Annotated in this window: 11 protein-coding genes; 5 read left to right on the top strand and 6 right to left on the bottom strand. The window is 65.5% G+C overall.

Annotation, left to right across the window (positions count from 1 at the left end; all coding sequences use genetic code 11):
* Positions 1–279 precede the first annotated feature (279 nt).
* Positions 280–2,889 carry a bifunctional aconitate hydratase 2/2-methylisocitrate dehydratase gene (gene acnB / locus ABFA30_RS11745; RefSeq protein WP_225790216.1) on the top strand — a complete coding sequence of 870 codons (2,610 nt, stop codon included), beginning with the start codon at positions 280–282 and terminating at the stop codon, positions 2,887–2,889.
* Positions 2,890–2,983: 94 nt separating this feature from the next.
* Here the strand turns inward: acnB and prpD are convergent, their stop codons facing one another.
* The 6 genes from prpD to ABFA30_RS11715 form a co-directional block, all read right to left on the bottom strand.
* Positions 2,984–4,468: a 2-methylcitrate dehydratase gene (gene prpD / locus ABFA30_RS11740; protein WP_225790182.1), complete on the bottom strand. Its 1,485-nt coding sequence runs from the start codon at positions 4,466–4,468 to the stop codon at positions 2,984–2,986.
* A 92-nt stretch (positions 4,469–4,560) separates the two neighbouring features.
* Positions 4,561–5,751 (bottom strand): 2-methylaconitate cis-trans isomerase PrpF, encoded by a 1,191-nt coding sequence (gene prpF / locus ABFA30_RS11735; RefSeq protein ID WP_253081742.1) that lies wholly within the window; start codon positions 5,749–5,751, stop codon positions 4,561–4,563.
* 100 nt (positions 5,752–5,851) lie between these two features.
* Entirely contained in the window at positions 5,852–8,440 is a 2,589-nt protein-coding gene (gene acnD, locus ABFA30_RS11730; protein WP_410046041.1) for a Fe/S-dependent 2-methylisocitrate dehydratase AcnD, read from the bottom strand.
* Between the two features lie 158 nt (positions 8,441–8,598).
* A complete protein-coding gene (gene prpC, locus ABFA30_RS11725; RefSeq protein WP_225790180.1) occupies positions 8,599–9,726 on the bottom strand; it encodes a 2-methylcitrate synthase in 1,128 nt (375 codons plus the stop codon).
* 163 nt (positions 9,727–9,889) lie between these two features.
* Entirely contained in the window at positions 9,890–10,780 is an 891-nt protein-coding gene (prpB, locus tag ABFA30_RS11720; protein WP_225790179.1) for a methylisocitrate lyase, read from the bottom strand.
* On the bottom strand, positions 10,777–11,493 hold the full coding sequence (locus tag ABFA30_RS11715) for a GntR family transcriptional regulator (RefSeq protein WP_253081780.1): 717 nt from the start codon (positions 11,491–11,493) through the stop codon (positions 10,777–10,779). Before ABFA30_RS11715 ends, prpB begins: the two co-directional genes overlap by 4 nt.
* A 297-nt stretch (positions 11,494–11,790) precedes the next feature.
* Here ABFA30_RS11715 and ABFA30_RS11710 point away from each other — a divergent pair, with 297 nt between their 5' ends.
* The 4 genes from ABFA30_RS11710 to pabB all read left to right on the top strand — a co-directional run bounded on the left by ABFA30_RS11710 (position 11,791) and on the right by pabB (position 16,368).
* On the top strand, positions 11,791–12,327 hold the full coding sequence (locus ABFA30_RS11710) for an ATP-dependent zinc protease (protein WP_225790177.1): 537 nt from the start codon (positions 11,791–11,793) through the stop codon (positions 12,325–12,327).
* 5 nt (positions 12,328–12,332) lie between these two features.
* Entirely contained in the window at positions 12,333–13,865 is a 1,533-nt protein-coding gene (locus ABFA30_RS11705) for an inactive transglutaminase family protein (protein ID WP_253081779.1), read from the top strand.
* Entirely contained in the window at positions 13,865–14,845 is a 981-nt protein-coding gene (locus ABFA30_RS11700) for an alpha-L-glutamate ligase-like protein (protein WP_225790175.1), read from the top strand. The genes ABFA30_RS11705 and ABFA30_RS11700 overlap by 1 nt, the downstream gene beginning before the upstream one ends.
* Positions 14,846–15,024: 179 nt before the next feature.
* The gene (gene pabB / locus ABFA30_RS11695) at positions 15,025–16,368 is read left to right on the top strand and encodes an aminodeoxychorismate synthase component I (protein WP_253081778.1); all 1,344 of its coding nucleotides are present in this window, start codon (positions 15,025–15,027) and stop codon (positions 16,366–16,368) included.
* Positions 16,369–16,379 lie beyond the last annotated feature (11 nt).

The following is a 16,379-nucleotide window of genomic DNA, read 5'->3' as shown; positions in this document are numbered from 1 at the left end:
TTCAAGGCACCAATGTCCGTTGGAAGCTGTTTTCAAAGCGTCACGAGCACAGTTCATCCGGTAGAACGGCGTTGGTTCGGGTCATGCAGCCTGCATGCCCGGGCCAACCCCTCATCAGCTCTCCGTTCTACAGGCGTAAAACTTTGAAAGCAGCTTCTGTAAGGATTCCCTGCGACCCTGGCTGGGCGGCCCACAAAGCCGTGATTGCGCATGGGTGCATGGGAATGCTGGATGAGCGTCCCGGACTCCCTTTAGGGACCACTGATGAGGGTAATAACTGTGCTTGAAGCCTACCGCAAACACATCGAAGAGCGTGCCGCCCTGGGTGTCGTGCCCCAGCCGCTGAACGCCGAACAAACTGCAGGCCTGGTCGAGCTGCTGAAAAACCCGCCGGCCGGCGAAGAAGCCTTCCTCGTAGACCTGATCACCCACCGCGTTCCCCCAGGAGTCGACGAAGCCGCCTATGTCAAGGCCGCTTTCCTCTCCGCCATCGCCAAGGGCGAAGCCACCTCGCCGCTGATCGACCGCAAGCACGCCACCGAGCTGCTGGGCACCATGCAAGGCGGCTACAACATCGAGACGCTGGTCGCGCTGCTGGACGACGCCGAACTGGGCACCGTCGCGGCCGAACAGCTCAAGCACACCCTGCTGATGTTCGACGCCTTCCACGACGTGGCTGAAAAAGCCAAGGCCGGCAACGCCAATGCCAAGGCCGTCCTGGAATCCTGGGCTGCTGGCGAGTGGTTCACCGCCCGCCCGGCCATCGCCGAGAAATACACCCTGACCGTGTTCAAGGTGCCTGGCGAAACCAACACCGACGACCTGTCCCCTGCCCCGGATGCCTGGTCGCGCCCGGACATCCCGCTGCACGCCCTGGCCATGCTGAAGATGGCCCGCGACGGCATCGAGCCGGTCCAGCCAGGCTCGGTCGGCCCGCTCAAGCAGATCGAGGAAGTCAAGGCCAAGGGTCACCCGGTCGCCTACGTCGGCGACGTGGTCGGCACCGGTTCCTCGCGTAAATCCGCCACCAACTCCGTGCTGTGGTTCTTCGGCGACGACATCCCGTACGTGCCGAACAAGCGCGCCGGTGGTTTCTGCTTCGGCACCAAGATCGCCCCGATCTTCTACAACACCATGGAAGACGCCGGCGCCCTGCCGATCGAATTCGACTGCACCAACCTGGCCATGGGCGACGTCATCGACGTCTACCCGTTCAAGGGCGAAGTCCGCCGCAACGGTAGCGACGAGCTGGTCACCACCTTCGAGCTCAAGACCGAAGTGCTGCTCGACGAAGTCCGCGCTGGCGGCCGTATCCCGCTGATCGTCGGCCGTGGCCTGACCGAGAAGGCCCGTGCCGAGCTGGGCCTGGGCGCTTCCGACCTGTTCAAGAAGCCCGAGCAGCCTGCCGACTCCGGCAAGGGCTTCACCCTGGCGCAGAAGATGGTCGGCCGTGCCTGCGGCCTGCCAGAAGGCCAGGGCGTACGCCCGGGCGCCTACTGCGAGCCGAAGATGACCACCGTCGGCTCCCAGGACACCACCGGCCCGATGACCCGCGACGAGCTGAAGGACCTGGCCTGCCTGGGCTTCTCCGCCGACCTGGTCATGCAGTCGTTCTGCCACACCGCGGCCTATCCGAAGCCGATCGACGTCACCACCCACCACACCCTGCCGGATTTCATCCGCACCCGTGGCGGCGTGTCCCTGCGTCCGGGCGACGGCATCATCCACAGCTGGCTGAACCGCATGCTGCTGCCTGACACCGTCGGCACCGGCGGCGACTCGCACACCCGCTTCCCGATCGGCATTTCCTTCCCGGCCGGTTCCGGCCTGGTGGCTTTCGCCGCTGCCACCGGCGTCATGCCGCTGGACATGCCAGAGTCGGTCCTGGTGCGCTTCAAGGGCAAGCTGCAGCCGGGCATCACCCTGCGTGACCTGGTCCACGCCATCCCTTACTACGCGATCCAGCAGGGCCTGCTGACGGTCGAGAAGAAGGGCAAGAAGAACATCTTCTCTGGCCGCATCCTGGAGATCGAAGGCCTCAACGACCTGACCGTCGAGCAGGCGTTCGAGCTGTCCGACGCCTCGGCCGAGCGTTCCGCCGCCGGTTGCACCATCAAGCTGCCGGAAGAGTCGATCGCCGAGTACCTGAAGTCGAACATCACCCTGCTGCGCTGGATGATCAGCGAAGGCTACGGTGATGCCCGTACCCTGGAGCGTCGCGCCCAAGCCATGGAAGCCTGGCTGGCCGACCCGCAGCTGCTGTCGGCCGACGCCGACGCCGAGTACGCCGCGGTCATCGAGATCGACCTGGCCGACGTCAAGGAGCCTGTGCTCTGCGCGCCGAACGACCCGGACGACGCCCGCCTGCTGTCGACCGTTGCCGGCGACAAGATCGACGAAGTGTTCATCGGTTCGTGCATGACCAACATCGGTCACTTCCGCGCTGCCGGCAAGCTGCTGGACAAGGTCAAAGGCGGCATCCCGACCCGCCTGTGGCTGGCGCCACCAACCAAGATGGACGCCCACCAGCTGACCGAGGAAGGCTACTACGGCATCTACGGCAAGGCCGGTGCGCGCATGGAAATGCCAGGCTGCTCGCTGTGCATGGGTAACCAGGCACGTGTGCAGACCGGCTCGACCGTGGTCTCCACCTCCACCCGTAACTTCCCGAACCGCCTGGGCGACGCCACCAACGTCTACCTGGCATCGGCTGAACTGGCCGCAGTCGCCTCGATCCTCGGCAAGCTGCCGACCGTCGAGGAATACCTGCAGTACGCCAAGGACATCGACAGCATGGCTGCCGACGTCTACCGCTACCTGAGCTTCGACCAGATCGCCGAGTTCCGCGAAGCGGCGGCCAACGCCCAGATCCCGGTGGTCCAGGCGTAAGAAGCGTCAAGCTTCGAGCTGCAAGCTACAAGAAAAAGCCCTGGCAGAGATGCCGGGGCTTTTTCGTTGGGCTTGTGGGCCCCTTCGCGGGAGGTCAGATCACGAACAGATCGACGAACCTGTGCACCGCCGTGCCTTCCAGCCGCACCTGATCCTTGCACAGCGCGAAAATCGTCTCGCAGCGCTGCGGGGCGAAGCGCGTCGCCAGGTTTTCCCTGAACTTCGCTTCCAGCAAGGGAATCCCCTCCGCACGCCGACGCCGATGACCGATGGGGTACTCCACCACCACCTGCTCGGTCTGCGTACCGTCCTTGAAGAACACCTGCACGCCATTGGCAATGGAGCGCTTGTCCGCCTCCAGGTACTCACGGCTGAAACGCGGCTCCTCGACGATCTGCATCTTCGCCCGCAAGGCATCGATCAGCGGGTGGGCGGCATGGAAGGCATCCTCGTAGTGCTCGGCCACCAGGTTGCCGAAGATCAGCGGCACGGCGGTCATGTACTGAATGCAGTGGTCACGGTCGGCGGCGTTGGCCAGGGGGCCGACCTTGGAGATGATGCGGATCGCCGACTCATGGGTGGTGATGACGATGCGGTCGATCTCGCCCAACCGGTCGCGCACCTGCGGATGCAAGGCCACCGCCGCCTCGCAGGCGGTCTGGGCATGGAACTCGGCAGGGAAGCTGATCTTGAACAGCACGTTCTCCATCACATAGCTGCCGAACGGCTGGGGTAGCCGGAAACTGCGCTGGGCTTCGGGCTTGAGCGCGAGGTCCTTGTTGGTGTGGCTGAACAAGACATCGTAGAACCCCCACTGGGGCGCGGTCAGTACGCCGGGGATGCCCATCTCGCCACGCAGGGCGATATCGGCCAGGCGCACCCCGCGACTGGAGGCATCGCCCGCCGCCCACGACTTGCGCGAACCGGCATTGGGCGCATGGCGATAGGTGCGCAACGCCTGGCCGTCGACGAAAGCATGGGACAGCGCCGACAGCAGTTGTTCTCGGTTGGCCCCCATCAGCCGGGCGCACACCGCCGTGGAGGCGACCTTGACCAGCAACACATGGTCCAGGCCGACGCGATTGAAGGCGTTCTCCAGGGCCAGCACGCCCTGGATCTCGTGGGCCATGACCATCGCCTCGAGCACCTCGCGCAGGGTCAGCGCCGGCTCGCCATTGGCCACGCGCTTTTGCGACAGGTGATCGGCCACGGCGAGAATGCCGCCGAGGTTGTCGGACGGATGCCCCCATTCGGCGGCCAGCCAGGTGTCGTTGTAGTCCAGCCAACGCACGATACAGCCGATGTCCCAGGCTGCCTTGACCGGGTCCAGGCGGTAGGCGGTGCCAGGCACCCGGGCGCCATGGGGTACCACGGTCCCCTCCACCAGCGGCCCCAGGTGCTTGGTGCACTCGGGGAAGCGCAGCGCCAGCAGGCCGCAGCCCAGGGTATCCATCAGGCAGTTGCGCGCCGTGTCCAGCGCCTCGGCCGACTCGACCCGGTAGTCGAGCACGTAGTCGGCGATGGCTTGCAACACCCGGTCGTAGTCCGGGCGGTCGTTCAGGTCTACGTTGGCACTCATCTTCTGCTCCTTGAGAATGAGGGCTGCAAAGCAGCCCCACTACCACCGCAGGGCCTGCCCTGCGTTCTTCGAAGCCGAGCGCCAGAGGCGTGCTAGAAGCTGTCGCCAGGCACGCGTACCCAGCCCTCCATCAACACGCGGGCGCTACGGCTCATGATTGCCTTGGTCACCGTCCACTCACCGTCCACCTTGCGCGCCTGGGCACCGACCCGCAAGGTGCCAGAGGGGTGGCCGAAACGCACGGCGCTGCGCTCGCCCCCGCCGGCGGCGAGGTTCACCAGGGTGCCGGGTACGGCCGCGGCCGTGCCAATGGCGACTGCCGCGGTGCCCATCATGGCGTGGTGCAGCTTGCCCATGGACAGCGCGCGCACCAACAGGTCGATGTCTACGCTCTCGACCACCTTGCCGCTGGACGCGGTATACGAGGTCGGCGGCGCGACGAAGGCGACCTTCGGCGTGTGCTGGCGCCCGGCGGCTTCGTCGACGTGCTCGATCAACCCCATGCGCACCGCGCCATGGGCACGGATGGCCTCGAACCGGGCCAGCGCCTCGGGGTCGCCATTGATCGCATCCTGCAGCTCCGTGCCGCTGTAGCCGATCTCGGCGGCATTGACGAAGATGGTCGGGATGCCGGCATTGATCAGGGTCGCCTTGAGGGTCCCGACACCGGGGACCTCCAGGTCGTCCACCAGGTTGCCGGTGGGGAACATGGCGCCCCCGTCGCCGTCTTCGTCGGCGGCCGGATCGAGGAACTCCAGTTGCACTTCGGCCGCCGGGAAGGTCACGCCGTCGAGCTCGAAGTCGCCGGTCTCCTGCACCTCGCCTTCGCTGATCGGCACATGGGCGATGATGGTCTTGCCGATGTTGGCCTGCCAGATGCGCACGGTGGCGGTGCCGTTGCGCGGAATGCGCGCAGGGTCCACCAGGCCGCCGCTGATGGCGAAGGCGCCGACCGCGGCGGAGAGGTTGCCGCAGTTGCCGCTCCAGTCGACGAAGGCCTTGTCGATGGCGACCTGACCGAACAGGTAGTCGACATCATGGTCCGGGCGGGTGCTGCGCGCGAGGATCACCGTCTTGCTGGTGCTGGAGGTGGCGCCGCCCATGCCATCGATCTGCTTGCCATAGGGATCGGGGCTACCGATCACCCGCAGCAGCAGCGCATCACGGGCAGGGCCCGCGACCTGGGCGCGCTCGGGCAGGTCCTGCAGGCGGAAGAACACGCCCTTGCTGGTGCCGCCACGGATATAGGTGGCGGGGATTCTGATCTGGGGTACATGTGCCATTGCTGTGCTGTCCTGATTGTTTCGTTCCGGCGAAAACCTGGGGCTGCTGCGCAGCCCTTTCGCGACGCAAGGCCGCCCCGGCAGGAGCGGCCCGCTTCACTCAGGCGGTCGCTTCCAGGAAGTCCTGGGCGAAGCGCTGCAACACCCCGCCGGCCTCGTAGATCGACACTTCCTCGGCGGTATCCAGGCGGCAGGTCACCGGCACCTCGACCCGCTCGCCATTGCGCCGGGTCACCACCAGGGTCAGGGTCGCCCGCGGCGTGCGCTCGCCGAGCACGTCGTAGGTCTCGCTGCCATCGAGGTCCAGGGTCTTGCGGTTGGTGCCTGGCTGGAACTCCAGCGGCAACACGCCCATGCCCACCAGGTTGGTGCGGTGGATGCGCTCGAAGCCTTCGGCGACGATCGCCTCCACGCCCGCCAGGCGCACGCCCTTGGCCGCCCAGTCGCGGGACGAGCCCTGGCCATAGTCGGCACCGGCGACGATGATCAGCGGCTGCTTGCGCTCCATGTAGGTCTCGATCGCCTCCCACATGCGGGTCACCTTGCCCTCCGGCTCGATGCGCGCCAGCGAGCCCTGCTTCACGCTGCCATCCTCGTTGCGCACCATCTCGTTGAACAGCTTGGGGTTGGCGAAGGTGGCGCGTTGTGCGGTCAGGTGGTCGCCACGGTGCGTCGCGTAGGAGTTGAAGTCCTCTTCCGGCAGGCCCATCTTCGCCAGGTACTCGCCCGCGGCACTGTTGGCCAGGATGGCGTTGGACGGCGACAGGTGGTCGGTGGTGATGTTGTCCGGCAGCACCGCCAGCGGGCGCATGCCACGCAGGCTGCGCTCGCCGGCCAGGGCACCTTCCCAGTACGGCGGGCGACGGATGTAGGTGCTCATCGGCCGCCATTGATACAGCGGCGCGACCTTCGGTCCCTTGTCCTGCTCGATAGCGAACATCGGGATGTACACCTGGCGGAACTGCTCCGGCTTGACCGCGGCACGCACCACGGCGTCGATTTCCTCGTCGCTCGGCCAGATGTCCTTGAGGCGGATCTCCCGGCCATCGACCACGCCCAGCACGTCCTTCTCGATGTCGAAGCGGATGGTGCCGGCGATGGCGTAGGCCACCACCAGAGGTGGCGAGGCGAGGAACGCCTGCTTGGCGTACGGGTGGATGCGCCCGTCGAAGTTACGGTTGCCCGACAGCACCGCGGTGGCGTACAGGTCGCGGTCGATGATCTCCTGCTGGATCTTCGGGTCCAGGGCGCCGGACATGCCGTTGCAGGTGGTGCAGGCGAAGGCGACGATGCCAAAGCCCAGTTGCTCGAGCTCCTGCTCCAGCCCCGCTTCCTGCAGGTACAGCTGCACAGCCTTGGAGCCGGGGGCCAGGGAGGACTTCACCCAGGGCTTGCGCGCCAGGCCGAGCTTGTTGGCATTGCGCGCCAGGAGGCCTGCGGCGATCACGTTGCGCGGGTTGCTGGTGTTGGTGCAACTGGTGATGGCGGCGATGATCACCGCGCCGTCGGGCATCTGCCCCGGTACCTCTTCCCAGGCGCCAGCGATGCCCTTGGCGGCCAGGTCGGCGGTGGCGACACGGGCGTGCGGGTTGGACGGGCCGGCCATGTTGCGCACCACGCTGGACAGGTCGAAGCGCAGCACCCGCTCGTACTCGGCCTTGGCCAGGCTGTCGGCCCACAGGCCGGCGGCCTTGGCGTAGGTTTCCACCAGCTTGACCTGCTGGTCTTCGCGGCCGGTCAGCCGCAGGTAATCGATGGTCTGTTGGTCGATGGCGAACATCGCCGCGGTGGCGCCGTACTCCGGGGCCATGTTGGAGATGGTGGCGCGGTCGCCCAGGGTCAGGGCACGGGCGCCTTCGCCGTGGAACTCGAGGTAGGCGCCGACCACTTTCTGCTTGCGCAGGAATTCGGTCAGGGCCAGCACCAGGTCGGTGGCGGTGATGTTCGGCGCGAGCCGGCCGCTCAGCTCGACGCCGACGATCTCTGGCAGGCGCATCCAGGAGGCCCGGCCGAGCATGACGTTCTCGGCCTCCAGGCCACCGACGCCGATGGCGATCACGCCCAAGGCATCGACGTGCGGGGTGTGGCTGTCGGTGCCGACACAGGTGTCCGGGTAGGCCACGCCGCGGTCGTTGTGGATCACCGGCGACATCTTCTCCAGGTTGATCTGGTGCATGATGCCGTTGCCTGGCTGGATCACGTCGACGTTCTTGAACGCCTTCTTGGTCCAGTTGATGAAATGGAAACGGTCTTCGTTGCGACGGTCCTCGATGGCGCGGTTCTTCTCGAACGCCTGCGGATCGAAACCACCGCACTCCACCGCCAGCGAGTGGTCGACGATCAGTTGCACCGGCACCACCGGGTTGACCTGGGCCGGGTCACCGCCTTTGTCGGCAATGGCGTCACGCAGGCCAGCCAGGTCGACCAGGGCGGTCTGGCCGAGGATGTCGTGGCACACCACCCGCGCCGGGAACCAGGGGAAGTCGAGGTCGCGCTTGCGCTCGATCAACTGCTCCAGGGAGGCGTTGAGGGTCGCCGGGTCGCAGCGTCGCACCAGGTTCTCGGCGAGCACGCGGGAGGTGTAAGGCAGGCCATCGTAGGCGCCGGGCTTGATCGCCTCGACCGCCGAGCGGGCGTCGAAGTAGTCCAGGTCGGTGCCTGGCAGGGCTTTGCGGTATGCAATGTTCATCATTCAGGCTCGGTCACAGGATTCGGAAGGCTCCACCGTCCCTGTGGGAGCGGGCTTGCCCGCGAATGCGTCAGCAGGCGCACATGGGTAGGCCGGTCGGGCGCATTCGCGGGCAAGCCCGCTTCCACAGGGGAAACGGGTTGCCTCTCTATTTCTATTCAGCGCTGCTCGATCGGCACGAACTGGCGCTGTTCGACACCGATGTACTCGGCGCTTGGGCGGATGATGCGGTTGTTGGCGCGTTGCTCGAAGACGTGCGCCGCCCAGCCGGTCAGGCGCGAGCAGACGAAGATCGGGGTGAACAGCTTGGTCGGGATGCCCATGAAGTGGTACGCCGAGGCATGGTAGAAGTCGGCGTTGGGGAACAGGCGCTTCTGCTCCCACATGGTCTTGTCGATGGCTTCGGAGACCGGGTACAGCACCTTGTCGCCCACCTCGTCGGCAAGCTGCCGGGACCAGCCCTTGATCACCTCGTTACGCGGGTCGGACTCCTTGTAGATGGCATGGCCGAAGCCCATGATCTTGTCCTTGCGCTCGAGCATCTTGAGCAGCTCGGCGACCGCCTCCTGCGGGCTCTGGAAGCGCTCGATCAGTTCCATCGCCGCTTCGTTGGCGCCCCCGTGCAGCGGGCCGCGTAGCGTGCCGATGGCGGCGGTGACGCAGGAGTACAGGTCCGACAGGGTCGAGGCGCAGACCCGGGCGGTGAAGGTTGAGGCGTTGAACTCGTGCTCGGCGTAGAGGATCAGCGAGACGTTCATCACCTTGACGTGCAGCGGGCTCGGCTGCTTGCCGTGCAGCAGGTGCAGGAAGTGACCGCCAAGGGTGTCCTCGTCGCTGGTGCAGTCGATGCGCACGCCATGGTGGGAGAAGCGGTACCAGTAGCACATGATCGCCGGGAACACCGCCAGCAGGCGATCGGTCTTCTCGCGCTGGGCTTCGAAGGTCAGTTCCGGTTCCAGGGTACCCAGTACCGAGCAGCCGGTACGCATCACGTCCATCGGGTGGGCGTCGCGCGGGATACGCTCGAGCACTTCCTTGAGGGTTTGCGGCAAGTCGCGCAGCCCCTTGAGCTTGCGCTTGTAGTCGGCAAGTTCCGCCTTGCTCGGCAGTTCGCCGTACAGCAGCAGGTAGGCGACTTCCTCGAATTCGGCAGCGGCCGCCAGGTCACGCACATCGTAACCACGGTAGGTCAGGCCGGCACCGGCCTGGCCGACGGTCGACAAGGCGGTCTGCCCGGCCACCTGGCCACGCAGGCCTGCGCCACTGAGTACTTTTGCTTCGGCCATGGTGTGTTCTCCTTTCTTGAACTTGTTATGTGAAGTCTTACAGGCTAATCCGACATATCTGTACCGCCCCATCGCCGGCAAGCCGGCGTCCACAAGTACAGCGCACCCTTTGCAACTTGCGCGCCCTGTGGAGGCTGGCCGACCAGCGACGAGGCCGGCGCTCTCAGGCTTTCTTCTGGGCGAACAACGCATCGAGGCTCTGCTCGAAGGCGTGGTAGCCGATGGCATCGTAGAGCTCCATGCGCGTCTGCATGGTGTCGATGACGTTCTTCTGCGTGCCGTCGCGGCGCAGCGCGGTGTAGACGTTCTCGGCGGCCTTGTTCATGGCACGGAACGCCGACAGTGGGTACAGCACCAGGGAGACATCGACCGACGCCAGTTCCTCGGTGGTGTACAGCGGCGTGGCACCGAACTCGGTGATGTTGGCCAGGATCGGCGCCTTCACCCGGTCGGCGAAGGTCTTGTACATCGACAGTTCAGTGATCGCTTCCGGGAAGATCATGTCGGCACCGGCCTCGATGCAGGCGGCGGCGCGGTCCAGGGCGGCGTTCAGGCCTTCCACGGCCAGGGCGTCGGTACGCGCCATGATCACGAAGCTGTCGTCGGTGCGGGCGTCCACCGCGGCCTTGATGCGGTCGACCATCTCCTGCTGGGAGACGATCTCCTTGTTCGGCCGGTGGCCGCAGCGCTTGGCGCCGACCTGGTCCTCGATGTGCAGGGCGGCGGCGCCGAACTTGATCATCGAACGCACGGTGCGGGCCACGTTGAAGGCCGAGGCGCCGAAGCCGGTATCGACATCCACCAGCAGCGGCAGGTCGCAGACATCGGTGATGCGGCGCACGTCGGTCAGCACGTCGTCCAGGCCGCTGATGCCCAGGTCCGGCAGGCCCAGGGAGCCGGCGGCGACACCGCCGCCGGACAGGTAGATGGCCTTGAAGCCGGCGCGCTTGGCCAGCAGGGCGTGGTTGGCATTGATGGTCCCGACCACCTGCAACGGATGTTCGGCAGCGACCGCGTCACGGAAACGCTGGCCGGGCGTGCTCTTCAAAGTCATGACTCACCTCGTGGGCTATTGTTGTCGGCGCCTTGGTAGTGACGCTCGATGTTGCGCTTGGATGCGCCGATGTGCCGGCGCATCAGGAGTTCGGCCAGTTCGCCGTCGCGGCCTTCGATGGCATCGAGGATGCGATGGTGCTCGGCGAAGGCCTGGTGCGGGCGGTTGGGCGTGGCGGAGAACTGGATGCGGTACATGCGCACCAGCTGGTACAGCTCGCCGCAGAGCATCTTGACCAGGGTCTGGTTGCCGCTGCCCTGGATGATCCGGTAATGGAAGTCGAAGTCGCCTTCCTGCTGGTAGTAGCCAAGGCCGGCCTGGAAGGTGGCGTCGCGCTCGTGGGTGTCGAGCACCCGGCGCAGTTCGTCGATCTCGGCCTGGCTCATGCGCTCGGCGGCCAGGCGGCAGGCCATGCCTTCGAGGGACTCGCGGATCTCGTACAGCTCGATCAGCTCGGCGTGGCTGAGCGACACCACCCGGGCGCCGACATGGGGCACGCGCACCAGCAGGCGCTGCCCCTCCAGGCGGTGGATGGCCTCGCGCAGCGGGCCGCGGCTGATGCCATAGGTACGCGCCAGCTCAGGCTCGGAGATCTTGCTGCCCGGCGCGATCTCACCCTTGACGATCGCTGCCTGGATGCGTCGGAAAACGTTCTCCGAGAGGGTTTCCGTTTCATCCGGAAGGGTCAGGGAAGCCTGGGTTGCACCTAGCATATTGTCGACACCTTACGTTTCAATAGCGCCAAAGCTAGCTAAACATGGGTGGCACGTCAAAGACAAAATCAATATTGTCGACAATCGTCTAAGAACGAACTTAACGCCTGCAAATGCTGTCAGAACGCGGCGCGCTGGCGTCGAGACGTTGGCGTGATAGAATGCCGCGCTTCCCAAGGGAGGATGGATATAGTGTGCCTGTCATCGTTTCATGCTGTTGACAGATGAACGAGGATGCTTGCGCAGTACTTGCCAGTCGCCTTGCCCCGAACCCCGCACAGCACCGCGCCAGGATTTATGAGACTCACACCCGTTTCACTGCTGTTCTGCCTCGCCCTGCTGCCGGCCCACGTCCCGGCGGCGGAAAAGACCGTGTATGGCCTGAACGAATATGCCCGTCTTTCCGACCTCGACCTGGAAGTGGCGGCCAAGCTCGACACCGGCGCCAAGACCGCCTCCCTCAGTGCCCGCGACATCAAGCGCTTCAAGCGCGATGGCGAAAGCTGGGTACGCTTCTACCTGGCCATCGATGCCGCCCACTCGCACCCGATCGAGCGCCCGCTGGCGCGGGTCAGCAAGATCAAGCGGCGCGCCGGCGACTACAATCCCGACGAAGGCAAGGCCTACACGGCCCGCCCGGTCATCGAACTGAACATCTGCATGGGCCGCGCGCAGCGCACCATCGAAGTCAACCTCACCGACCGCAGCGCCTTCCAGTTCCCGCTGCTGATCGGTTCCGAGGCGCTCAAGCACTTCGACGCGCTGGTCGACCCAAGCCTTAAATACGCGGCCGGCAAACCTGCCTGTGCCACCGAAGCTCCCAAAGCAGAGTAATCCCGATGCGCTCTCTTACCCTCCACCTGAAAGTCCTGATCACCGTCCTGGTGCTCCTGGGCGTGCTGGTCACGGCCTACCAGATCTTCATTCTCGGCATCCCGGTCACCGAGGACGAGACCGACGATTTGTGGAACATCGACGCCAAGGTCGAGTTCATCGCCAACCCCAAGGACCCGGTCAAGGTTCAGATGTTCGTGCCGCCGCTGAACCGCGACTACGTCAGCCTCAACGAGAGCTTCATCTCCAACAACTACGGGGTGAGCGTCAACCGTGTCGACGGCAACCGCAAGGTGACCTGGTCGGCGCGCCGCGCCAGCGGCAACCAGACCCTCTACTACCGCCTGGTGCTGACCAAGCGCTACAGCAACGAGAAGACCACGGTCAAGGGCCCGACCTTCCGTGACAGCCTGGCTGTCGAGGGCCCCGAGAAGATCGCCGCCGAGGCGTTGATGGCGCCGATCCGCCAGCACTCGGCCGACGTCGAGACCTTCGTCAGCGAGACCATCAAGCGGGTCAACAACCTCAACGACGACAACGTCAAGCTGCTGCTGGGCGGCGATACCTCGGCCCTGAACAAGGCCAAGGTCATCGACCTGCTGCTGTCGATCGCCCACGTGCCGATGGAGAAGGTGCACACCATCCGCCTGGTCGCCGATACCCCGCAGAGCCCCGAGCTGTGGCTGCGCAGCTTCAACGGCAACGACTGGCTGTACTTCAACCCCGACACCGGCGAGCAGGGCCTGCCCAACGACCGCCTGCTGTGGTGGGTCGGCGACGAGAACCTGGTCACCGTCGATGGCGGCCGCAAGGCCAACGTCACCTTCAGCATGAACAACAGCGAGATGAACGCCATCCGCCTGGCCAAGCTGACCGACGAGAACACCGACGCCGACTTCCTCGAGTATTCCCTGTACGGCCTGCCGCTGCAGACCCAGCAGACCTTCATGATCATGGTGATGATCCCGATCGGCGTGCTGGTGATCCTGGTGCTGCGCAACCTGATCGGCATCCAGACCCTGGGTACCTTCACCCCGGTGCTGATCGCCCTGGCCTTCCGCGAGACCCAGTTGGGCTTCGGCATCATCCTGTTCACTGTGATCACCGCCCTGGGCCTGTCGCTACGTTCCTACCTCGAGCACCTGAAGCTGCAGATGCTGCCGCGCCTGTCGGTGGTGCTGACCTTCGTCGTGGTGCTGATCGCCGCCATCAGCCTGTTCAGCCACAAGCTGGGCCTGGAGCGCGGCCTGTCGGTGGCACTGTTCCCGATGGTGATCCTGACCATGACCATCGAGCGCCTGTCGATCACCTGGGAGGAACGTGGCGGCGGCCATGCCATGAAGGTGGCCATCGGCACCCTGTTCGCCGCCTCCCTGGCGCACCTGCTGATGATGGTGCCGGAGCTGGTGTACTTCGTCTTCACCTTCCCGGCCGTACTGCTGGTTCTGGTGGGCTTCATGCTGGCGATGGGCCGTTACCGCGGCTACCGCCTGACCGAGCTCGTTCGCTTCAAGGCTTTCGTGAAGGCTGACGCCTGATGTTCGGACTGATCAAGACCTGGAAAGCCCTGGAGGCCCGGGGCATCATGGGTATCAACCGGCGCAACGCGGACTACGTCCTGAAGTACAACAAGCGCCACCTGTACCCGATCGTCGACGACAAGATCATCACCAAGGAGCGTGCGCTCGAGGCTGGCATCCATGTGCCGGAGATGTATGGCATCATCGAGACCGAGAAGCAGATCGAAAAGCTCGACCAGATCATCGGCGGGCGCAACGATTTCGTCATCAAGCCGGCCCAGGGCGCCGGCGGTGACGGCATCATGGTCATCGCCGACCGCTTCGAGGACCGCTATCGCACGGTGTCGGGCAAGATCATCAGCCACGGCGAGATCGAGCACCAGATCTCCAGCATCCTCACCGGCCTGTATTCGCTCGGCGGGCATCGCGACCGCGCGCTGATCGAGTACCGGGTGACCCCGGACCAGATCTTCAAGAGCATCAGCTACGAAGGCGTGCCGGACATCCGCATCATCGTGCTGATGGGCTACCCGGTGATGGCCATGCTGCGCCTGCCGACCCGTCAGTCGGGCGGCAAGGCCAACCTGCACCAAGGCGCCATCGGCGTGGGCGTGGACCTGGCCACCGGTGTCACCCTGCGCGGCACCTGGCTGAACAAGATCATCAGCAAGCACCCGGACACCACCAACGCGGTGGATGGCGTGCAGTTGCCGAACTGGGACGGCTTCATGAAGCTCGCGGCCAACTGCTACGAGCTGTGTGGCCTGGGCTACATCGGGGTGGACATGGTCCTGGACCAGGACAAGGGCCCGTTGATCCTCGAGCTCAACGCCCGCCCGGGCCTGAACATCCAGATCGCCAACGACTGCGGCCTGACCCAGCGCACCCATGCCATCGAGGCGCACCTGGAGGCGTTGGCCAAGGACGGCGTCACGGAAGATGCCGAGCAGCGGGTGCGTGTGTCCCAGGGGTTGTTCGGGCACGTTCATCCGCAGTGATCCGCCGTATCGGGGCCGCGAAGCGGCCCCAGTCATTTGTCAACGCGAGAGGCTAGCGCGACGATCACGAAAGCGCTCGCTCTAAATGGAAGCCGAATAGCTGTCGCAGCCAGAGCTGGCCGCCCCTCCCCCAGGCGACTACAATCGCCCTCCTCGCTTTGTCATCGCCACCCACTCGCATGCCGACCTGTACGCTCCACGCCCTGCCCTACCAGCCCGACCCGGCCACCTACTTCGCCCGCCTGCGCCAGGCCCCCGGGGCAATCCTGCTCGACAGCGCCCGCCCAGGTGCCGAGCGCGGCCGCTTCGACCTGCTCAGCGCCTGGCCGCTGCAACACCTGCAGGCTCAAGCCGGGGAAGAAGGTCGGGCCTACCTGCAACGCCTGCGCAACGCCCTGACGCAGTTGGGCCGAGCGACACTGCCCGAAGGCATCGAACTGCCCTTCGCCGGCGGCCTGATCGGCTACCTGAGCTACGACTTCGGCCGGCGCCTGGAGCACCTGCCGAGCCTGGCGCGGGACGATCTCGGCCTGCCCGATGCACAACTCGGCCTGTATGCCTGGGCCCTGGTCAGCGACCATCGGCTACGCACCAGCCAACTGGTCTTCCACCCAAGCCTGGACGCCCGCGAGCGGGAGCGCCTGGTCCACCTGTTCGAAATGCCCGAAGCCTGTGAGCCCGGTGACTTCCAACTGCTCGCCCCCATGCGCGGCGACCTGCAGCCCGAGCAATACCGGGCAGCCTTCGACAAGGTCCAGCAGTACATCCAGGCCGGTGACTGCTACCAGATCAACCTGACCCAACGCTTCCGCGCGCCCTGCCAGGGCGACCCGTGGAGGGCCTACCAGGCTCTGCGCAAGGCCTGCCCGACGCCCTTCTCCGGCTACCAGCAGTTGGCCGACGGCAGTGCCCTGCTGAGCTTCTCACCGGAGCGCTTCATCCAGGTCAGCCAGGGCCAGGTGGAAACCCGCCCGATCAAGGGCACCCGCCCCCGCTCCAGCGACCCGCAGGAAGATGCCCGCAACGCCGCCGAGCTACAGGAGAGCCCCAAGGACCGCTCGGAAAACCTGATGATCGTCGACCTGCTGCGCAACGACCTGGGGCGTACCTGCGAGATCGGCTCGGTCAAGGTACCTGAGCTGTTCAGCCTGGAGAGCTACCCCAACGTCCATCACCTGGTCAGCAGCATCACCGGGCGCCTGGCCAGCGGCAAGGACGCACTGGACCTGATCGGCGACAGCTTCCCCGGTGGCTCGATCACCGGCGCTCCGAAGATCCGCGCCATGCAGATCATCGACGAACTGGAGCCAGCGCGCCGGGCGCTGTATTGCGGCTCGCTGCTGTATGTGGATGTACGCGGCGAAATGGACAGCTCCATCGCCATTCGCAGCCTGTTGGTCAAGGATGGCCAGGTCAGTTGCTGGGGAGGCGGCGCAGTGGTGGCCGACTCCGACTGGCAGGCCGAATACGAGGAGTCCATCGCCAAGGTGCGGGTATTGATGCAGACGCTGCAAGGCTTGTGACTGGCGCCGCC

Origin of the sequence: Pseudomonas sp. HLMP (assembly GCF_046365545.1) — a bacterium.
Taxonomy (GTDB): Bacteria; Pseudomonadota; Gammaproteobacteria; order Pseudomonadales; family Pseudomonadaceae; genus Aquipseudomonas; species Aquipseudomonas guariconensis_B.
This window is presented reverse-complemented; position numbering and strand designations above follow the sequence as displayed.

Coding starts and splice junctions, on each gene's coding strand:
- prpD (WP_225790182.1), bottom strand. CDS start 4,468: ATGAGTGCCAACGTAGACCTGAACGACCGCCCGGACTACGACCGGGTG.
- prpF (WP_253081742.1), bottom strand. CDS start 5,751: ATGGCACATGTACCCCAGATCAGAATCCCCGCCACCTATATCCGTGGC.
- acnD (WP_410046041.1), bottom strand. CDS start 8,440: ATGAACATTGCATACCGCAAAGCCCTGCCAGGCACCGACCTGGACTAC.
- prpC (WP_225790180.1), bottom strand. CDS start 9,726: ATGGCCGAAGCAAAAGTACTCAGTGGCGCAGGCCTGCGTGGCCAGGTG.
- prpB (WP_225790179.1), bottom strand. CDS start 10,780: ATGACTTTGAAGAGCACGCCCGGCCAGCGTTTCCGTGACGCGGTCGCT.
- ABFA30_RS11715 (WP_253081780.1), bottom strand. CDS start 11,493: ATGCTAGGTGCAACCCAGGCTTCCCTGACCCTTCCGGATGAAACGGAA.
- ABFA30_RS11710 (WP_225790177.1), top strand. CDS start 11,791: ATGAGACTCACACCCGTTTCACTGCTGTTCTGCCTCGCCCTGCTGCCG.
- ABFA30_RS11705 (WP_253081779.1), top strand. CDS start 12,333: ATGCGCTCTCTTACCCTCCACCTGAAAGTCCTGATCACCGTCCTGGTG.
- ABFA30_RS11700 (WP_225790175.1), top strand. CDS start 13,865: ATGTTCGGACTGATCAAGACCTGGAAAGCCCTGGAGGCCCGGGGCATC.
- pabB (WP_253081778.1), top strand. CDS start 15,025: ATGCCGACCTGTACGCTCCACGCCCTGCCCTACCAGCCCGACCCGGCC.